Here is an 18,552-nt window from a genome sequence, read left to right as displayed (position 1 = left end):
CCGGTAGCGCTGCCGAGACGGTCGCTGCCGGGCGTGTTGCCGGTTTCACCCTGTACCCCATTCCCCGATTTTTACTGTTTGTTGCCGCGCCGACCCTCGAGCCGGACGGCCTGTCGTGAGGAGCTGCCATGCCCCAATCCCAAACCGCCCAGATTTCCCCCGCCCCGGGAGCCCTGATCATTTCCGCCCTGGACCAGGAGCGCCTGGTGGGGCTGATCGAACGCCTCTACCTGCGGGACCAGAGCATCCACGTTTCCGCCGGCACCGTGCTGCGCCGTCTGCGGGCCGCCAACCCGGTGCCGCCGGAAGCCATCCCGCCCAATCTGGTGACCATGAATTCCACCGTGGTGCTGAGCGACGCCGACAGCGGCCGCCGCCGGGAAGTGACCCTGGTCTATCCGGAAGACCACGATCCGGACGAAGGCTGCTGGTCGGTGCTGTGCCCCCTCGGTTCGGCCATTTTCGGCCTGCGCGTCGGCGATCCGGTGCGCCTGGAGATGGAAGGCTGGAGCGAAGGCCGCTGGATCATTGCCGACCTGCCCTTCCAGCCGGAAGCCCGGGGCTGGCTGACCATGTGAGGCCTGCGGCCCAGTCGTAGAAAAGGCGCCTGCGGGCGCCTTTTTTCATGCCGGCTGCACGGGCGGCGTCAGTTCCCGGACCTCCACCGCCCCCTGGGCGATGGCCTTGTTGATCAGGCGGTAGGTCTCCTGGTCGAAGGCGGCGGGGCGGCTGCCCTGCTGCTGCAGGATTTCCCACACCTGCTCTTCCCGCTGGGCGGTGCCCAGGTAGGCCCAGTGGTCCACCACGTGCAGGTCGGTGGTGGAACTGAAGTCGTCCTTTTCTACCAGGCCGATGGGGCCGGCGTAAGGCCACTCCTTCACCTTGAGCTTGGCCAGGGCCGCCATCAGGCGGGCGCTGTGCTGGCTGAGGCTCTCCTTGCCGCAGCAGGCGCCCTTGCAGTTGTGCATCTGGTGGCCGAAACAGGGCTTGCCCGGGCGCTGCTTCTCCAGGCCCAGGAGGACGTGGCACAGGTGGTGGGCGTCGCCGATCTTCTTCAGGCTGTTGCGGGCTTCCTTGGCCGAGTTGAAGAGGCCGTAGAGGTCCGGGCTGCGGCCGAAGTCCAGTTCGTCGGCCAGCACCAGACGGGGACGGAAGTCGCCAGGCGCCTCCTGCACCAGCTGCCAGGCGCACAGCTCGCCGCCCTTCTTCTGGTGCCGGTTGAGGCTGGGGCGGTGGGCCTGCAGCAGCTTGGCCTCCAGCAGCATGGCGCCCAGTTCTCCGGCGGTCTCCCGCCATTCCACCCGGTATACCTGGGCGGCCATGGCCGTATCCCGGGCGTCCTTCTGGTCGCCGGAGAAGTGGGAGAAGACCCGCTGCCGCAGGTTGCTGCTCTTGCCGATGTAGAGGGGCTCGCCGTCCGCCTCCTGGCCGTACAGCAGATAGACGCCGGGCAGTTCCGGCAGGTCGTCCAGGGCTTCCGGCGGCAGGTGGGGCGGCAGCTTGGGGCGCTGGGTCAGGGTCTCCACGGCGGCCCAGATGGGTTCGGGGGCGTACTTGCCGTGCAGGCGGTCCCAGAACTGGTGGATCAGGCGGGCGTCGGAGAGGGCCCGGTGCCGGTGCTCGTCGTAGAGGCCGTGGCGTTCCACCAGGGCGTCCAGGCTGTGGCGGTGGTGCTGGGGCTCCAGCTTGCGCGACAGTTTGACGGTGCACAGCACGGTGGCGTGGAACTTGAGGCCCAGGCGGCGGAATTCATTTTTCAGGAAGCCGTAATCGAAGCGGGCGTTGTGGGCCACGAAAAGGCGTCCCTTGAGGCGCCCCAGCACCTCTTCGGCCAGGTCGGCGAAGGGCGGCGCGTCGGCCACCATCTCGTCGCTGATGTTGGTCAGGCCCTGGATGAAGGGCGGGATGGGGATGCCCGGATTGACCAGGCTGCTCCACTGGGTCACGCCGGCGGCCGAGACCTCGACGATGCCGATTTCGGTGATGCGGTCCCGCACCGGGTTGGCGCCGGTGGTCTCCAGGTCCACGAACACCAAAGGTTCGCGGAAAGGGGCTGGGGCGGGGGGGGAGGCGAGGGGCTGGTCGGCCATGCAGGGCACCGGGGCTGAGCGGGGGGTGAAGTCTAGCCCTCTCGCCCGGGGGCGACAATACGTGCCGCCGCTGCGCCCCCACCCGTTACAAGCCGTTACCCCGGGGCGGCGAAGGCCCCATGTTAGAATGGCCCTCACTTTTCCAACGCAACTGCCTCAAACCACTATGGATTTGATTTCCCGCATCAGCCAGCAATTCCAGGACAGCGCCCAGACCAAGCTGGACGCCGTCGAACTGCTGGCCGCCCCCATCGCCGAAGCGGTGGAAACCATGGTCAATTGCCTGGTGAACGACGGCAAGATCCTGGCCTGCGGCAACGGCGGTTCCGCCGCCGACGCCCAGCACTTCGCGGCCGAGCTGGTGGGGCGTTTCGAGGCCGAGCGCCAGGAACTGGCGGCCATCGCCCTGACCACGGACAGCTCCATCCTTACCGCCATCGCCAACGATTACGCCTACAACGTCATCTTCGCCAAGCAGGTGCGGGCTCTAGGCCGCTCCGGCGACGTGCTGCTAGCCATTTCCACCTCCGGCAATTCGGGCAACGTCATGGAAGCCATCCAGGCTGCCCACGATGCCGACATGCGGGTGGTGGCCCTGACCGGCAAGGGCGGCGGCAAGATCGGCGAAATGCTGCGGGAGGGCGATGTGCACCTGTGCGTGCCGGCCGACCGTACCGCCCGCATTCAGGAAGTCCATCTCCTGTCCATCCACTGCATCTGCGACGGCATCGACTGTCTCTTGCTGGGAGTTGAAGAATGATGAAGTCCCTGAAATCCCGTATCGCCCTGCCCCTGCTGCTGGCGGCCCTGGTGCCGACCCTGCAGGGTTGTTTCCCCGTGGTTGCCGGCGGCGTCACCGCCGGCGTGCTGATGGCCACCGACCGCCGTTCTTCCGGTACCTATGTGGAAGACGAGGGCATCGAGGTGAAGGCCGCCAGCCGTCTCTCCGATCAGTTGAAGGACAAGCTCCACGTGAACGTCACCAGCTACAACCGCAAGGTGCTGCTGACGGGCGAAGCGGTCAGCGAGGAGGCCAAGGCCCAGGCCGAGCAGATCGTCGCCGCCGTGCCCAATGTGGCCGGCGTCACCAACGACCTGCAGGTGGCGGGCATCAGTTCCCTTTCCGCCCGCAGCAACGATGCCTACATCACATCCAAGGTGAAGGCCCGCTTCATCGACGCCCAGCGCTTCTCCGCCAACCACGTCAAGGTGGTGACCGAAGCCAGCGTGGTGTACCTGCTGGGCATGGTCACCGAGCGCGAGGCCAAGGCCGCCATCGAGGTGGCGCGCACCACCGCCGGCGTGCGCAAGGTGGTGAATGTGCTGGAGATCATCAGCGATGCCCAGGCCAAGGATCTGGACCTGCGCCAGCAGCAGGATCCCAAGCAGAGCACCTCACCCCGCGCCGGCGGCTGAGCCATGTCCTACATCCTGGCCCTGTTCCTGCCCTTCCTGGCGGTCATGCTGAAGGGCCGCGTCATGGTGGGCATCGTCCTCCTGGTGTTGCAGGTGACCCTGATCGGCTGGCTGCCGGCCACCATCGTCGCCTTCTTCATCATCCACCAGGAGAACACGAAGCAGGCCATCCGCGACGCCATGGGGCGGCCGGACTAGCTCCTGCCGGAGCATCGTCATTGAAAAAGGGGCCATCGGCCCCTTTTTTGTTTGCTGCTGTTTTCTGCTATTTCCCGGCGGGCTCGGCTCAGTGCCGGGCGAAGACCCGGGTCTGGCCGTCGTTGCTCACCAGCAGGGTGTCGTAGGGTTGGGGTCGGGCCGTTTCCATGCCCGGGGCGCCCTGGGGCATGCCCGGCACCGCCAGGCCCACGGCCTTGGGCTTTTCCTTGAGCAGGCGCTGGACGTCGGCGGCGGGCACATGGCCCTCAATGACGTAGTTGCCGATGCGGGCGGTGTGGCAGGAACCCAGGCTGTCCGGCATGCCCAGCTGCTTGCGGGCGGCGGGCACGTCGTCCACGTTGTGGCTGCGCACGGTGAACCCGGCGGCCTGCATGTGTTCCACCCACTGGCCGCAACAGCCGCAGTAGGGGCTCTTGTAAACATCCACCGCAGGCAGGGGCTGGGCGGCGTGGGCCAGTTGGGCGCCCAGGGCCAGCAGGGCGGCGGCGAGGAGGGGAGTTTTGGTCATGGCTTTCCTTCGGCAGGTCGGTGGCACATTGTCGCCGGACTAAGTTCGCCCGGCTTTGTCCTGGATCAGGATTGGGGAATTGGGCGCCCCGGGCGCGAACCCGGGGCGGCTCCGGCTTCTCACGTGGCAAGCAGGGCGTCGGCCGGCACCCCGACCCGCACGTTGCCCCAGTGGCGGCCGCCGACGTAGATGGGCATGGCGATGTCGCACAGCACTTCGCCGGTATCCCGCTGGTAGGTCTGCAGCAGCATGGGTTCCGTGTTGGCGGCGGAGCGCAGTTCCGAGGGGCGCTCGAACTTGCGGCAGACCCGGTTGCCCACCAGGTCGGTCTCGTAATCGCCGGTGAGGGGCTTGGAGTACTTCAGGTTATGGGCCGAGAGGTAGCTGTCGCTGGTCATGCCCACGGCGAAGGCGCAGCCCGGGATGTCCTTGAGACAGCTTTCCAGCAGCCCCTGGCAGGTCTGGGCATAGGTGTCGCCCCAGCTGACCTTGTATTTCTGCGGGTTGGTGTCGGGAATGGGCTGGTAGCTGCGGTCGAAGATGTTGATGCCCCGCTTGGCCATGGCTTCCAGTTCGGCCTGCAGGTCGTCGCGGAAGCGGCGGGTACGGTCCACTGCCTGGTCGAAGGCGCCGGCGCCGATCTTGAAGCGGGACACCAGCTCCTGCACCGCTTCGGTGGCCTGGGCCAGCTCCAGGGTGCGTTGCTCCGACTCCTCCATGTGCTGGGCGACGCTGCCGGAGAGGCGGTGAATGCCGTCCACGTTCTCATGCACCTGCTCGTTGGTGGCGGACAGTTCCTCCATGGCGGCGGCGATCTGCAGCAGCTTTTCGCTGGTGCCTTCGAAATCCCCCACCATGCGCTGGAACTGCTCGGCGGAGCGGCTCACCACCTCCCGGGTCTGCAGCACGTCGGCGTTGATCTCGTCGTTTTCGCTACGGGTGTTTTCCACCAGGGTGATGACACCGTTGATGTTGCCGGCGATTTCGGCGGTGGCCTTGTTCACCCGCTCCGCCAGCTTGCGCACCTCGTCGGCCACCACGGCGAAGCCGCGGCCCGCCTCGCCAGCCCGGGCCGCCTCGATGGCGGCGTTCAAGGCCAGCAGGTTGGTCTGGTCGGCCACGTCCCGGATCAGGGCGGCGATCTGCTTGACGCTCTCGGAGCGGTGGGAAAGGTCGTCCACCGTCTGGTTGAAACGGGTCACCTTGTCGCTGACGGCATTGATCTTGCCGGCGATGTCCTGCATCTCGCCCAGGGATTGCCGGGCGATGTCCAGGTTGCCGTGGGTCGAGTCGGAAATGGCGTGGGTGCTGCCGGAAACGTCCTGGATGGCCCGGGTGCTTTCGCTGCTGGCGGTGAACACGGTCTCCGTCAGGCGTACCTGTTCCCGGGCGCTCTTCACCGTGTCCTCGACCCGTGCCTTCACCAGCACGGCCTCCCGGGCGATGCTGACGGACATCTTGCGCACTTCGCCGATGATCTGCCGCATCTTTTCGGCAAAGCGGTTGTAACCGGCAGAAAGCTCCCGCAATTCGTCCTGGGTGATGAGGGGCAGGTCCCGGGAGAAATCCCCTTCGCCCCGGGCGATCTCGTTGAAGATGCCGGTGATGACCTTCACCGGTCGCACGATGAGGTGGCGCAGGTAGAGGATCTGGCCGATGTTCATGGCCAGGGCCAGCAGGGTCAGCCCACCCATGATGTAGAGGCCGCTATCCAGGCTGACGCCGATGCGGGCGAGCAGTTCGGGGCTGGCATTGCCGCTATGCAGCAATTGCTGGATGGTGTTTTGCTGGTAGAAATAGACGCCCAGATAACCCAGGTCTACGCAGAAAAGCAGCAGAAAACTGGACAGTTTCTTCGAAAGTGAATTGAAGAAGGTTTTTTCTATATTTTCGTACAACTGCCAGAACGCACTCTTTTGCTGCGGTGCATTATTCATTCCGGGTCTCCTGTGCCAACTATTTCACGTTTTTCGCGGTGGGACCAATGGTAATACGCAAATCCGGTTGCTGAAACTAGGGGGTTTACCGGGTAATGCGATGCATTTTCAAAGCGACTGCAATGCATGCCTTTTTCATGGCCAGAAGTCATTGTTTTCAGGCATCTATCCCCTCCGTGTCGTTGACTTGTGTCAAGACGCTACCGTATGGAGCCTGTTAACATCCCCCGCTTTATCAACACCTGAAACAAAGCAGGGGGAGACAACATGGCCGCTATCGCGCCCGTGCCGGCCCAGAGCCGGTTGCTCATGTCCGGCAACGAAGCCGTTGCCCGCGCCGTCTGGGAGGCCGGCGTCAAGGTTGCCGCGGCCTATCCGGGCACGCCGGCGACGGAAATGCTGGAAGTCATTTCGACCTATCCGGACCTCTACGCAGAGTGGTCGGTGAATGAAAAAGTTTCCCTGGAAGTGGCGGTGGGCGCGGCCTACGCCGGTTCTCGCTCCTTCTGCTGCATGAAGCACGTGGGCATGAACGTGGCCTCCGACGCCCTCATGACCCTGACCCTGACCGGCGTCGCCGGCGGCCTGGTGATCGCCGTGGCCGACGACGTGGGCCTCTCCTCCTCCCAGAACGAGCAGGATTCCCGCTACTGGGGCCGCTTCGCCCACCTGCCGGTGCTGGAGCCCGCCGATTCCCAGGAAGCCTACGAGATGACCAAGCTCGGCTACGAGCTGTCCGAGCGTTTCCAGGTGCCGGTGATCCTGCGCCTCACCACCCGCATCTGCCACGTCAAGGCCCTGGTCACCGTGGGCGAACGTCAGGAGCATGTGGGTGCCGGTTTCAAGAAGGAGCCGGCACGCTGGGTGATGACCCCCTCCGGCGCCGCCCGCCGCCTGCCCCTGATGTTCGAGCGGGAAGCCGCCCTCAAGGCCGAGGCCGAGGTTTCTCCCTTGAACGTGATCGAGGCCGGCAGCGACCGCCGCCTCGGCTTCATCACCTCCGGCCCCGCCTACATGCACGTCAAGGAAGCCTTCCCCGAGGCACCGGTGCTCAAGCTCGGCTTCTCCTGCCCGGCACCCATCGACAAGTGCCGCGAACTGGCGGCCCTGTGCGACGAAGTGGTGGTGGTGGAAGAGGTGGAGCCCCTGCTGGAAACCGAACTGAAGGCCCAGGGCATCGCCCTGCACGGCAAGGACATCCTGCCCCGCATCGGCGAGCTGGCGCCGCCCGTGCTCAAGGCCGCCATCGCCAAGCTGCGCGGCGAACCGGTGCCGGCCGTCACCGCGGTGGCGCCGATGCAGGTGTTCCCGCGGCCGCCCACCATGTGCGTGGCCTGTCCCCACCTGGGCGTCTATTACACCCTGTCCCAGGTGCGCAACATCACCATCGCCGGCGATATCGGCTGCTATACCCTGGGGGCCGGCCACCCCTGGAACGCCCTGGATACGTGCATCTCCATGGGGGCATCCATGGGAGTGGCGCTGGGCTTGGACAAGGGCCGGGGCGAGTCGGACAAGGACAAGCGGATTCTGGCAGTGATCGGCGATTCCACCTTCCTGCACATGGGTATGCAGGGCCTGCTGGACATCGTCTACAACCAGGGCAACGTCACCGTGCTGCTGCTGGACAACCGGGCCGTGGGCATGACCGGCGGCCAGAACAACCCGGGCAACGGCCTGGACATCCACGGCAACGAAGCGCCGCGGGTGGACTTCGTCAAGCTGGTGCAGGCCCTGGGCGTGAAGCCGGAGCGGGTGCACAAGGTGAACCCCTACGAGCTGCCGGTGCTGTTCAAGGCCATCCGCGAGGAGGTCAAGGTGGCCGAGCCTTCCGTCATCATCACCGACCAGCCCTGCGTGCTGACCGAGGCCTACCACAAGCTCAAGCCCTTCACGGTCATGGACGACAAGTGCACCGGCTGCGGCAACTGCGTCGAAGTGGGCTGCCCGGCGATCCACGTCACCCGGCGGGAAAAGGCCATCAAGCCCAACGGCCGGGAAGTGGATCTCAACTTCGTGCGCATCGAGACCGCCGCCTGTACCGGCTGCGGCCTCTGCGTCCAGCCCTGCGCCCCCGATGCCATCGTCCATGCGGAGACGGTGGTGCCCATCAACATCCTCAAGAAGCACTGAGAGCGCGCCATGAGCATTGCAACGACCAATATTCTTGTTGTCGGCATCGGCGGCCAGGGGGTCATGACGGCCACGGAAATCCTGGCCGAGGCGGCCATCGCCCTGGGCCACGACGTGAAGAAGACCGAAGTGGCCGGCATGGCCCAGCGCGGCGGTGTGGTCTCGTCCCATCTGCGTTTCGGCCCCAAGGTGCTGTCGCCCCAGATCACCCCGGGCACCGCCCATGTGCTGCTGGGTTTCGAGGCGGCCGAGGCCATGCGCTGGCGCCACATGCTGGTACCCGAGGGTATCGCCCTGATGAACACCGCCCAGCTGACCCCGCCGGTGGTGGACCTGGGGCTCTACGACTACCCCGCGGATCCCGTCGGTTCCATGAAGGATTCCGGCTGCCGCGTGGTGGCCTTCGACGCCATGGCCATCGCCAAGGATCTGGGGGACATCCGTCTCGGCAACACGGTCATGCTGGGGGCGGTGGCCGACCATCTGCCCTTCTCCGCCGACATCCTGCTTAACTGCATCCTGCAGCGCTTCGCCCGCAAGGGCGAGAAGGTGGTGGAGCAGAACCGCAAGGCCTTTGCCGCCGGTCGGGCCGCGGTGGCCGCCACCGCAGAAGCGGCTCTGGCCTGAGCCTCGGGCAGGCCGCGATCCGGGGGAGGGTCCATTCTCCCCGGGGTTCTGATAAAATTGCGGCAATTCAAAGGGAAAGGCATGCGCCTTTCCCCTTTTCTTTTTTGTTGGCAGAGAAATCCATGACGGCACAAATTCTCGACGGCAACGCGCTGGCCCAGGAGCTGCGCGAAAGCTTCCAGTCCCGCGTCGCAGCCCTGACGGCCAAGGGCCACCGCCCCGGCCTGGTGGTCATTCTGGTGGGCGAAGACCCCGCTTCCCAGGTGTACGTGCGCAACAAGGTCAATGCCTGCGAGAAGGTGGGCCTGTACTCCGAGAAGATCACCTACGACAAGGATGTGAATCCCCAGGTGGTGCTGGACAAGATCGCCGAACTGAACGCCGATCCCAAGGTGCACGGCATCCTGGTGCAACTGCCCCTGCCCAAGCATTTCGACGAAGAAGCCGTGCTCGAGGCCATTTCCGCCGAGAAGGATGTGGACGGCTTCCACGCCGAGAACGTGGGCGCCCTGGCCCAGGGCAATCCCCGCTTCATCCCCTGCACTCCCTACGGCGTCATGAAGATGTTCGAAAAGGGCGGCGTGGACCTGACCGGCAAGGAAGCTGTGGTGGTGGGCCGCTCCAACATCGTCGGCAAGCCCATGGGCCTGCTGCTGACCAATGCGGGCGCCACCGTCACCATCTGCCATTCCAAGACCAAGGATTTGCTGTTCCACACCTCCCGCGCCGACATCGTGGTAGCCGCCGTGGGCCGTCCGCGCATGATCACCGGCGACATGATCAAGCCCGGCGCCGTGGTCATCGACGTGGGCATCAACCGTCTGCCCGACGGCAAACTGTGCGGCGACGTGGATTTCGATTCCTGCAAGGAAGTGGCTTCCCTCATCACTCCGGTGCCCGGCGGCGTCGGCCCCATGACCATCACCATGCTCCTGGCCAACACCATCGAGGCCGCCGAGCGAAAGGCAGCGCAATGAACCAGCCCAAGCACCCCGTGATCGGCATCGTCATGGGTTCCGATTCCGACTGGCCCGTGATGCAGGCGGCCGCCGTCATGCTCAAGGAATTCGGCGTGCCCTTCGAGGCCCGCGTCGTTTCCGCCCACCGCACGCCGGACCTGCTCTTCGACTACGCCGCCGTGGCTGCCGAGCGGGGCCTCAAGGCCATCATCGCCGGTGCCGGCGGTGCCGCCCACCTGCCGGGCATGCTGGCCTCCAAGACCATCGTGCCGGTGCTGGGCGTGCCCGTGCCCTCCAAGCACCTTTCCGGCCAGGATTCCCTCTATTCCATCGTGCAGATGCCCAAGGGCATTCCCGTCGCCACCTTCGCCATCGGCGAAGCCGGTGCCGCCAACGCCGCCCTCTTCGCCGTGGCCCAGCTGGCCACCCATGATACGGAGCTGGCCGAGAAGCTGGCCAATTTCCGTCAGGCCCAGAGCGAGAAGGTTCTGGCCATGAAGCTGCCGGAAGTGTGAGCGGAGACCGGGAAACCATGGCCATGATCCTGCCTCCCGCCACCCTGGGCATGCTCGGCGGCGGCCAACTCGGCCGCTTCTTCGTTTCTGCCGCCCACGAAATGGGCTACAAGGTCTGGGTCCTGGACCCGGACCCCCACAGTCCCGCCGGCCAGATCGCCGAGCGCCATCTGGCGGCCGCCTACGACGACTATGCCGCCCTGGACGAACTGGCCCAGGGCTGTGCCGCCATCACCACCGAATTCGAGAACGTTCCTGCCGACACCCTGGACTACCTGGCCAAGTTCCTGCCGGTGCGTCCCGCTGCGGCGGCTGTTTCCGTCTGCCAGAACCGCATCGTCGAGAAGACCTTCCTCCAGGATAACGGCCTGCCCCACGGCCCCTTCGCCGCCATCCGCAGCGAGGCCGACCTGGAGGCGGCCAGTGCCGGCCTGTTCCCGGGCATCCTCAAGGTGGCCCGCTTCGGCTACGACGGCAAGGGCCAGGCCGTGGTGAACAGCCGGGAGGAGGCCCTGGCCGCCTTCCGCGGCTTCAAGGGCGAGGCTTGCGTGCTGGAGCAGAAGCTGCCCCTGGATTACGAAGTCTCCGTGGTCCTGGCCCGGGATGAAAATGGCAAGGTGGCCTGCTTCCCCGTGGGCGAGAACCAGCACCGCAAGGGCATCCTGGATGTCTCCATCGTCCCCGCCCGGGCCTCCGCCTGCACCGCCGACAGCGCCCAGGAAATCGCCGAGCGCATCGCCGAGAAGCTGGGCTATATCGGTACTCTGGGGGTGGAGTTCTTCATCTCCCGCGGCCGGCTGGTGGTCAATGAAATGGCGCCCCGGCCCCACAACAGCGGTCACTACACCCTGGATGCCTGCGTCACCGACCAGTTCGAACAGCAGGTGCGGGCTCTCTGCGGCCTGCCCCTGGGTGAAGCCCGGGCCCACAGCGCCGCCGTCATGGTAAATATCCTGGGCGACATCTGGTACGAAGAGAAGGAAGGGGTCGAGCATTACCGGGAGCCGGACTGGTCCAAGCTCTATGCGGTACCCAATCTGAAGCTGCACCTCTACGGCAAGCACCACGCCCGCCCGGGCCGCAAGATGGGCCACTTCACCGTCATCGGCGAAGACCCGGTGCAGGTGCAGCAGGCCGCGATGGCGGCCCGCGCCGCAATCGGCATCCGGGACGAGTAAAAGGGGCGCCGGAATCCTGATGCAAACCGCCGCCATTTCCGCCTGTCCGCCCAGCCCGGCCGATATCGACCGGGCGGTGCAACTGCTCCAGGCCGGCGAGCTGGTGGGCATTCCCACCGAGACGGTGTACGGTCTGGGGGCGGATGCCTCCAATGCGGAGGCGGTGGCCAAGATCTTCGCCGCCAAGGGGCGTCCGGCGGATCATCCCCTCATCGTCCATCTGCCCGGACACGACTGGATCGAACGCTGGGCCGCAGATATTCCCGATGCCGTCTGGGAGCTGGCCGAGTCCTTCTGGCCCGGTCCTCTGACCCTGATTCTGAAAAAGCAGCCCTGGGTGCCCGATGCCGTGACCGGCGGCCAGGACACGGTGGGGCTGCGGGTGCCCGGCCATCCGGTGGCCCTGGCACTGCTGCGGGCCTTTGCCCAGGCTGGCGGCAGCGGTGGTGTGGCAGCTCCTTCGGCCAACCGTTTCGGCCGTATCAGTCCCACCGCCGCCCAGCATGTGGCTGACGAGCTGGGCGAGCGGGTGCCCTTTATCCTGGACGGCGGAGCCTGCCCGGTGGGGATCGAATCCACCATCATCGATTTTTCTTCCGGTGTCCCCCGGCTGCTGCGGCCCGGCCACATCACCCCGGAGCAGATCGAGACCGTCATCGGTGTCCGGCCGGAAAAGCCCCTGGGCACCGTGCCCCGGGCTTCCGGCACCCTGGAGGCCCATTACGCCCCCCGCACCCGGCTCAAAGTGGTGGCCCGGGAGCGTCTTCTCGATTTTCTCAACGTGGTGCGCCACCGCGGCGGCTTCTGCGGCGTCATCTGCCACAGTCAGCCGCCCCATGCGGGCATGCCCCATGTGTGGAAGATGCTGCCGGCCGATCCGGCGGGCTACGCCCACGGCTTCTATGGGGCCCTGCGGGAGCTGGATGGCGCCGGTGCCGACACCATCGTGGTCGAGGCGTTGCCGGAAGGCCCGGCCTGGGCGGCGGTTGCCGACCGTCTGCGGCGGGCCGCCTTCGGTTCGGGCGAGTGATTCCTGGGGGCCGGCACTTGTTGGCCCCTTTTGCTTTTTCTGCCACCATGAAAAAAAGGCGCCGGAGCGCCGATGGTGGTTCAACGGTTCGTGTTGCGGCCCCCGCAGAGGGGCTTCTAGTCAGGGGGTCGAATGTTTAATTTCGAACGGATCAAGGTGCGTACGCGCCTGATGATTTTCTTCGCCGGAGTGGTGCTTGGCCTGCTCGCGGTCGGGATATTTTCCCTTTACGTCCTGCGGGACAACCTGATGGAAGACCGCCGCCTCAAGACCCGCAATGTGGTGGAGTCGGCGCTGGGGGTGGTGGACTATTTCCACAAGCAGCAGCAGGCCGGCAAGCTGAGCGAGGAAGAGGCCAAGCGCCAGGCCATGGATTCCCTGCGCAACGTCCGCTACGACGGCAAGGAATACTTCTGGGTACAGGACCGCAACCTGGTCATGCTCATGCATCCCATCAAGCCGGATATGGAAGGCAAGTCCCAGGCCGCCCTGAAGGACCCTAACGGCAAGCTGTTCTTCCAGGAAATGGAAAATGTGGTCAAGGCCAGTGGCAAGGGCTTTGTGGACTACCTGTGGCCGAAACCGGGTTTTGACCAGCCGGCGCCGAAAATTTCCTACGTGGCCGAATTCCCGGTCTGGGGCTGGGTGGTTGGGTCGGGCATCTACGTCGATGACGTCAATGCCGTATTCCGCCAGCAGGCCCTGCTGTTCAGCATCATGGTGGTCATTACCCTGGCCATCCTTTCCGTCATCTCCTGGCTGATCAACAGCAGCATCCTGCGCCAACTGGGAGGTGAGCCGGCCTACGCGGTGGAGGTGGTGCGCCACATCGCCGAAGGAGATCTGGTACGGCCGGTGGAGTACAGTTCCCCCGACAGTCTTCTGGCTGCCATGCAGACCATGCAACAGAAGCTGGCCAACATTTTCGGCGACATCAACGGCATGGCTTCCCGCCTCTCTTCCGGCGCCGAGCATGTGTCGGTGGCGGCCCGGGAAACCAGCGTCGCGGCCCACAACCAGGCCCAGTCCACCTCGGCCTCGGCCGCCTCCATCGAGCAGATGACGGTGAGCATCAGCGAAGTTTCCGAAATCGCCACCCAGACCGAAGCGAACTCCTCCCAGACCGCTGCCCTGGCGGAGGAGGGGGCCGGTCTGGTGAAGAACGCGGCCCAGGAAATCGAGCTCATTTCCCGCACCGTGGCCACTTCGTCGGAGCAGATCCAGTTGCTGCAGCAGCGCTCCCAGGAGATCGGCGGCATCGCCAATGTGATCAAGGAGATTGCCGACCAGACCAACCTGCTGGCGCTGAACGCCGCCATCGAGGCAGCCCGGGCCGGCGAACAGGGCCGGGGTTTCGCCGTCGTCGCCGATGAGGTGCGCAAGCTGGCAGAGCGGACCGCCAAGGCCACCACGGAAATCGCCCAGATGATCGACTCCATCCAGGAGGAGACCCAGACCGCCGTGCAGGCCATGGCGACGGCCGCGCCCCAGGTGGACAAGGGGCTGGAACTGGCGACCCAGGCCACTGCCATGCTCGACGAAATCCATCGCCAGGCCCTGGATTCCCTCGGCAAGGTGCGGGATGTGGCCCTGGCCACCACCGAGCAGGCCACTACCGCCACCGACATTGCCAAACATGTGGAGCACATTGCCTCCATGGCCGAGGAAACCAACGCCACCATGCAGAACAATGCCGCCGAGGCCGAGCAACTCGAAGGTTTGGCCGACCAGTTGCGCCAGACCGTCAGCTATTTCCGGGTGTCGTGAAGACGTTGTCTTTTTGACAGCTAAGACCTTGTTGCTATAATTCTTTCCTCTTCGTGGGGGGGTAGCTCAGTTGGGAGAGCGTCGCGTTCGCAATGCGAAGGTCGGGAGTTCGATCCTCCTCCTCTCCACCACCATATTTTTGGCGAACCTGCTTCAAGGTTCGCCTTTTTATTTTCTCAGTTTGGTGAGCAGCCTATTTGTCTCGCCCAGGTTTGATGTCCAACGGCAGGATTTCTGTTGGTCGGGTGATGGCAGGAGAAAGTGTGTTGTGGAGAGTTGGAGTACTCTGGGAGGGGAGGCTTCAAGTGGGGCAACGATTCGGTTGCATCACGTGGGAAATTTGTATCCCTCGTTCCTTGGCATTTCACACATCAGTCTGGCGTAGTGAATAAGGGCGATAGCTGTGTCTTTTTTGGGAGTAATCAAGCGTGAAAGTCCTAATTACCGGTGCTGCTGGGTTTATCGGTTCCAGTCTTGCTCTGCGCTTGCTGGAGCGTGGCGATAGCGTTATCGGCATTGATAACCACAATGACTACTATGACCCTGCGCTCAAGGAGGCTCGGCTGGCGCGGCATTCTGACCATCCGAGCTATACCCATCTACGTATTGATTTAGGTGATCGCAAGGCGATAGAAGACTGTTTCGCCATGCACAAACCAAATCGTGTGATTAACCTCGCTGCCCAGGCCGGGGTTCGTTATTCCATCGAGAACCCTCTTGCTTATATCGACAGCAACATCGTCGGTTTTGCTCACATCCTGGAAGGTTGTCGTCACTATGATGTTGAGCACCTCGTCTATGCATCGAGTTCAAGCGTCTATGGTGCGAACACGACGATGCCATTTTCTGTGCATCACAACGTTGATCATCCGCTTTCTCTATATGCGGCAAGCAAAAAGTCGAACGAACTGATGGCTCATACCTACAGCCATCTTTATGGTTTGCCGACGACGGGGTTACGCTTTTTTACTGTCTATGGCCCCTGGGGACGGCCAGATATGGCTTTGTTCAAGTTCACTAAAGCCATTCTCGCCGGCGAGAAAATCCAGGTCTTCAACTACGGTAGGCATCGCCGCGACTTTACCTATGTGGACGATATCGTTGAGGGCTTGATCCGGGTACTTGATCAACCTGCACTACCGAATGATGATTGGAGTGGGGCTCAGCCCGATCCGGGTAGTAGCATGGCGCCTTGGCGTGTCTATAACATCGGCAATAACAGCCCTGTAGAGTTGATGGACTACATCGCAGCTCTAGAAAAGGCTCTCGGTAAAAAGGCTCAGATGGACATGCAACCGCTACAGCCCGGCGATGTGCCCGATACGTACGCTGATGTTACCGATCTCATTGATCAGTTCCACTATAAGCCGGCTACGCCGGTCGAGCAGGGAATTGCTAATTTTGTCGCTTGGTATAGGGATTACTACAAATGCTGAGTGAGGGCACTGTTGTTGCCGTCGTAGGGTTGGGCTACGTCGGATTGCCTCTTGCCGTCGAGTTCGGCAAGCGTTATTCCACCGTCGGTTTCGACCTCTCCTCTGCCAAAATAGAGGCCTACCGCGAGTATCGTGATCCCACCGGTGAGGTAAGCCGCGAAGATATGCAGGCTGCAACGCGGCTGGAAGTCACCACTGATCCACGTCATCTCGCTCGTGCCGACTTTGTGATCGTTGCCGTTCCTACTCCGGTGGATGGCGCCCACATTCCGGATTTCTCTCCGCTCGACAGTGCCAGCGCTATCGTTGGTCGGCATATGAAGGCCGGGGCGACCGTCATCTATGAATCAACCGTCTATCCCGGTGCGACCGAGGAAATTTGTATTCCCATCCTGGAGCGGGAATCCGGCCTGCAATGGAAGACAGACTTCCATGTCGGCTATAGTCCGGAGCGCGTTAATCCTGGGGACAAGGAACGGGTCATTACCAAGATCGTCAAGGTTGTGTCTGGTGACGATGATGCGACACTGGAAGCAGTGGCCGATCTCTATGCCTCGGTTATTGCAGCAGGTGTGCATCGGGCCGGCTCAATCAAGGTGGCAGAGGCCGCCAAGGTCATCGAGAACACGCAACGCGACCTGAACATTGCGTTGATGAACGAGTTGGCGATTATTTTCGACCGTATCGGCATCGATACCTTGGATGTACTGCAAGCCGCCGGCACTAAATGGAACTTTCTTCCCTTCCGGCCAGGGCTTGTCGGCGGGCACTGCATCGGTGTCGATCCCTACTATTTGACCCATAAAGCGGAGATGCTGGGCTATCACCCGCAAGTGATTCTGGCGGGTAGGCGAATCAACGACGGCATGTCCGCTTATGTGGCCCAGCAGACCGTCAAGCAGATGATCAATGCTGGGTGCAGCATCAAGGGGGCCAAGGTCCTCGTGCTGGGACTGACATTCAAGGAAAATTGCTCTGATCTCCGTAACTCAAAGGTGGCCGATGTGGTTGGTGAGTTGCGGGAGTACGGCTGTGAGGTGTACGTGCATGATCCCATCGCCGATCCCGTAGCTGCACGAGAGGAATACAGCATTGAAGTGACGCCTTGGGCAGAGTTGCCGATAGTCGATGCCATTGTCGCAGCGGTGTCCCATCGCGAGTTTATGGCCATGTCGCTCGATGAGATGCTCTCCCGGCTGAAGCCCCAGGGGGTGTTTGTCGATGTCAAATCGGCATTTGATCCCGGGAGCCTCAGGTCGCGCGGAGTCGCTTTGTGGCGCCTTTAGAGGATTCCTCGACGCGGGCAATGAGTTGCGATAAAGGAATTGGTGCCGGACGACCTGTCTTTCCCCAATGTATGGAATCCTGACGTGAAGCGCCTGTTCGACCTCCTGCTCGGCCTGCTGGCCCTGGCCGTGCTGTTGCTGCCCCTGCTGCTGGTGGCCTTGCTGGTGCGTTTCACCTCCCCCGGGCCGGTGCTTTACTGGAGCGACCGGGTGGGGCGGCATAACCGCATTTTCAAGATGCCCAAGTTCCGCAGCATGCGGGTGGGCACGCCGGCGGTGGCCACCCATCTGCTGACGGACCCCAAGGCCTACCTGACGCCGGTGGGCTCCTTCCTGCGCAAGTCCAGCCTGGACGAGCTGCCCCAGCTGTGGAGCATCCTCAAGGGCGACATGAGTTTCGTCGGTCCCCGGCCGGCCCTGTACAACCAGGACGACCTGATCGCCCTGCGCACCGAGGCCGGCGTCCATGAGCTGGTGCCCGGCCTTACCGGCTGGGCCCAGGTGAACGGGCGGGACGAACTGCCCATTCCCCAGAAGGTCGCCCTGGATGCGGAATACCTGCGCCGGCGCTCCCTCGTCTTCGATTGCCGCATCATCTGGCTGACCTTCCTCAAGGTGGTGCAGCGGGACGGCGTTTCCCACTGAGGCGGCGGGCGATGCTCTCCCCGCGCCAGCCGTTCGACGCCAGCCTGCTGCATGAGGCCGGCCTCAACCTGCAGGCCGTCTTCGACGTGGCGGCCCTGCCGGAGGAGGTTGCCGCCGCCCTGGAGCGGGCCGCCCCGGGCCACGGCCGGCGCCAGCTGATCCTGCTGGGCCACGGCGGCCGCCGCCTGTGGCAGGCGGTGCAGGCCGCCGGGCTGGATTCGGACCATCCCATCGACGACTTCACCATTGCCAGCGTGGGCCGCTGGTTTGCCGCCGTCTGTCCCGGCCGGGACTTCCACCTGCTCTATCCCGGCGATGCGCCGGTGGGGCTGCAGCAGCTGGGGCAGCTGGCGGGCTGGCACCATCCCTCGCCCTTCATGGTCGGGGTGCGGCAGCAGTGGGGCTCCTGGTATGCCTACCGGGCGGCCCTGCTGGCGGACAGCGACTTCCCGCCGACGCCGCCCCTGCAGGAAGCCTCGCCCTGTGCCAGCTGCGCGCCCCGGGTCTGCATCGAGGCCTGCCCGGCCGGCGCCCTGGCCGGCGGCCGTTTCGACCTGGCTGCCTGCGTCGCCTGGCGCCGGCTGCCCGCCTCGCCCTGTCGCCATACCTGCCTGGCCCGGCTGGCCTGCCCGGTGGGCCGGGAGCACCGCTACGAGCCGGCCCAGATCCGCCACACCTACGCCCAATCGCTGGCGGCCATCGAGGCCTACTACTGAAGCGCTCCGCCGCTGGGAAATGGCCTGGGGGCCAGCAACGGCGGGGAGGCTGCGCTAGAATGGCCGGATAGACCAACAACAGGAACCCGC

General features: G+C 64.2%; 18 protein-coding genes and 1 tRNA gene. 16 read left to right on the top strand and 3 right to left on the bottom strand.

Features of this window, described 5'->3' with window-relative positions; all coding sequences use genetic code 11:
* The first annotated feature begins 128 nt into the window (after window positions 1-128).
* Window positions 129-578, top strand: coding sequence for a GreA/GreB family elongation factor (locus AZSP09_RS08595; RefSeq protein WP_014235227.1), 450 nt, complete (start codon window positions 129-131; stop codon window positions 576-578).
* Between the two features lie 45 nt (window positions 579-623).
* Here the strand turns inward: AZSP09_RS08595 and AZSP09_RS08590 are convergent, their stop codons facing one another.
* The gene (locus tag AZSP09_RS08590) at window positions 624-2,090 is read right to left on the bottom strand and encodes a 3'-5' exonuclease family protein (RefSeq protein WP_152089776.1); all 1,467 of its coding nucleotides are present in this window, start codon (window positions 2,088-2,090) and stop codon (window positions 624-626) included.
* A 166-nt stretch (window positions 2,091-2,256) separates the two neighbouring features.
* Between AZSP09_RS08590 and AZSP09_RS08585 the strand changes: the two genes are divergently transcribed.
* From AZSP09_RS08585 to AZSP09_RS08575, 3 genes are read left to right on the top strand one after another with little or no spacing between them, the layout of a single operon-like run.
* Window positions 2,257-2,850 carry a phosphoheptose isomerase gene (locus AZSP09_RS08585; protein WP_014235225.1) on the top strand — a complete coding sequence of 198 codons (594 nt, stop codon included), beginning with the start codon at window positions 2,257-2,259 and terminating at the stop codon, window positions 2,848-2,850.
* The gene (locus AZSP09_RS08580; RefSeq protein ID WP_152089775.1) at window positions 2,847-3,506 is read left to right on the top strand and encodes a BON domain-containing protein; all 660 of its coding nucleotides are present in this window, start codon (window positions 2,847-2,849) and stop codon (window positions 3,504-3,506) included. Before AZSP09_RS08585 ends, AZSP09_RS08580 begins: the two co-directional genes overlap by 4 nt.
* 3 nt (window positions 3,507-3,509) lie before the next feature.
* Window positions 3,510-3,704 (top strand): YqaE/Pmp3 family membrane protein, encoded by a 195-nt coding sequence (locus AZSP09_RS08575; protein WP_014235223.1) that lies wholly within the window; start codon window positions 3,510-3,512, stop codon window positions 3,702-3,704.
* A gap of 88 nt (window positions 3,705-3,792) precedes the next feature.
* Here AZSP09_RS08575 and AZSP09_RS08570 read toward each other — a convergent pair whose 3' ends face one another.
* Together AZSP09_RS08570 and AZSP09_RS08565 are read right to left on the bottom strand one after the other, a co-directional pair.
* Window positions 3,793-4,233 (bottom strand): DUF411 domain-containing protein, encoded by a 441-nt coding sequence (locus tag AZSP09_RS08570; RefSeq protein ID WP_014235222.1) that lies wholly within the window; start codon window positions 4,231-4,233, stop codon window positions 3,793-3,795.
* Between the two features lie 119 nt (window positions 4,234-4,352).
* Window positions 4,353-6,170 carry a methyl-accepting chemotaxis protein gene (locus tag AZSP09_RS08565; RefSeq protein WP_152089774.1) on the bottom strand — a complete coding sequence of 606 codons (1,818 nt, stop codon included), beginning with the start codon at window positions 6,168-6,170 and terminating at the stop codon, window positions 4,353-4,355.
* Between the two features lie 267 nt (window positions 6,171-6,437).
* On the opposite strand from AZSP09_RS08565, the gene AZSP09_RS08560 reads away from it, so the two are divergent.
* The 12 genes from AZSP09_RS08560 (at window position 6,438) to AZSP09_RS08505 (ending at window position 18,462) form a co-directional block, all read left to right on the top strand.
* Window positions 6,438-8,303 carry a thiamine pyrophosphate-dependent enzyme gene (locus tag AZSP09_RS08560; RefSeq protein ID WP_152089773.1) on the top strand — a complete coding sequence of 622 codons (1,866 nt, stop codon included), beginning with the start codon at window positions 6,438-6,440 and terminating at the stop codon, window positions 8,301-8,303.
* Between the two features lie 9 nt (window positions 8,304-8,312).
* Window positions 8,313-8,930, top strand: a complete 618-nt coding sequence (locus AZSP09_RS08555; RefSeq protein WP_014235219.1) for an indolepyruvate oxidoreductase subunit beta — start codon at window positions 8,313-8,315, stop codon at window positions 8,928-8,930.
* Window positions 8,931-9,052: 122 nt separating this feature from the next.
* Window positions 9,053-9,907: a bifunctional methylenetetrahydrofolate dehydrogenase/methenyltetrahydrofolate cyclohydrolase FolD gene (gene folD / locus AZSP09_RS08550; protein WP_152089772.1), complete on the top strand. Its 855-nt coding sequence runs from the start codon at window positions 9,053-9,055 to the stop codon at window positions 9,905-9,907.
* On the top strand, window positions 9,904-10,404 hold the full coding sequence (purE, locus tag AZSP09_RS08545; protein ID WP_152089771.1) for a 5-(carboxyamino)imidazole ribonucleotide mutase: 501 nt from the start codon (window positions 9,904-9,906) through the stop codon (window positions 10,402-10,404). Before folD ends, purE begins: the two co-directional genes overlap by 4 nt.
* A 23-nt stretch (window positions 10,405-10,427) precedes the next feature.
* Entirely contained in the window at window positions 10,428-11,582 is a 1,155-nt protein-coding gene (locus tag AZSP09_RS08540) for a 5-(carboxyamino)imidazole ribonucleotide synthase (protein ID WP_152089770.1), read from the top strand.
* A gap of 19 nt (window positions 11,583-11,601) precedes the next feature.
* Window positions 11,602-12,612 (top strand): L-threonylcarbamoyladenylate synthase, encoded by a 1,011-nt coding sequence (locus AZSP09_RS08535; protein ID WP_152089769.1) that lies wholly within the window; start codon window positions 11,602-11,604, stop codon window positions 12,610-12,612.
* A 132-nt stretch (window positions 12,613-12,744) separates the two neighbouring features.
* On the top strand, window positions 12,745-14,379 hold the full coding sequence (locus tag AZSP09_RS08530; protein ID WP_152089768.1) for a methyl-accepting chemotaxis protein: 1,635 nt from the start codon (window positions 12,745-12,747) through the stop codon (window positions 14,377-14,379).
* Between the two features lie 55 nt (window positions 14,380-14,434).
* A tRNA-Ala gene (locus AZSP09_RS08525) sits at window positions 14,435-14,510 on the top strand.
* Window positions 14,511-14,807: 297 nt separating this feature from the next.
* Window positions 14,808-15,815: an NAD-dependent epimerase gene (locus AZSP09_RS08520; RefSeq protein WP_152089767.1), complete on the top strand. Its 1,008-nt coding sequence runs from the start codon at window positions 14,808-14,810 to the stop codon at window positions 15,813-15,815.
* Window positions 15,809-17,101, top strand: coding sequence for a nucleotide sugar dehydrogenase (locus tag AZSP09_RS08515; protein WP_152089766.1), 1,293 nt, complete (start codon window positions 15,809-15,811; stop codon window positions 17,099-17,101). Before AZSP09_RS08520 ends, AZSP09_RS08515 begins: the two co-directional genes overlap by 7 nt.
* Before the next feature lie 84 nt (window positions 17,102-17,185).
* The gene (locus tag AZSP09_RS08510; RefSeq protein ID WP_152089765.1) at window positions 17,186-17,746 is read left to right on the top strand and encodes a sugar transferase; all 561 of its coding nucleotides are present in this window, start codon (window positions 17,186-17,188) and stop codon (window positions 17,744-17,746) included.
* Window positions 17,747-17,757: 11 nt separating this feature from the next.
* Window positions 17,758-18,462 carry a hypothetical protein gene (locus AZSP09_RS08505; protein ID WP_152089764.1) on the top strand — a complete coding sequence of 235 codons (705 nt, stop codon included), beginning with the start codon at window positions 17,758-17,760 and terminating at the stop codon, window positions 18,460-18,462.
* Window positions 18,463-18,552 lie beyond the last annotated feature (90 nt).

Origin of the sequence: Azospira sp. I09 (assembly GCF_009177135.1) — a bacterium.
In the GTDB taxonomy this organism is placed as follows: Bacteria; Pseudomonadota; Gammaproteobacteria; order Burkholderiales; family Rhodocyclaceae; genus Azospira; species Azospira oryzae.
This window is presented reverse-complemented; position numbering and strand designations above follow the sequence as displayed.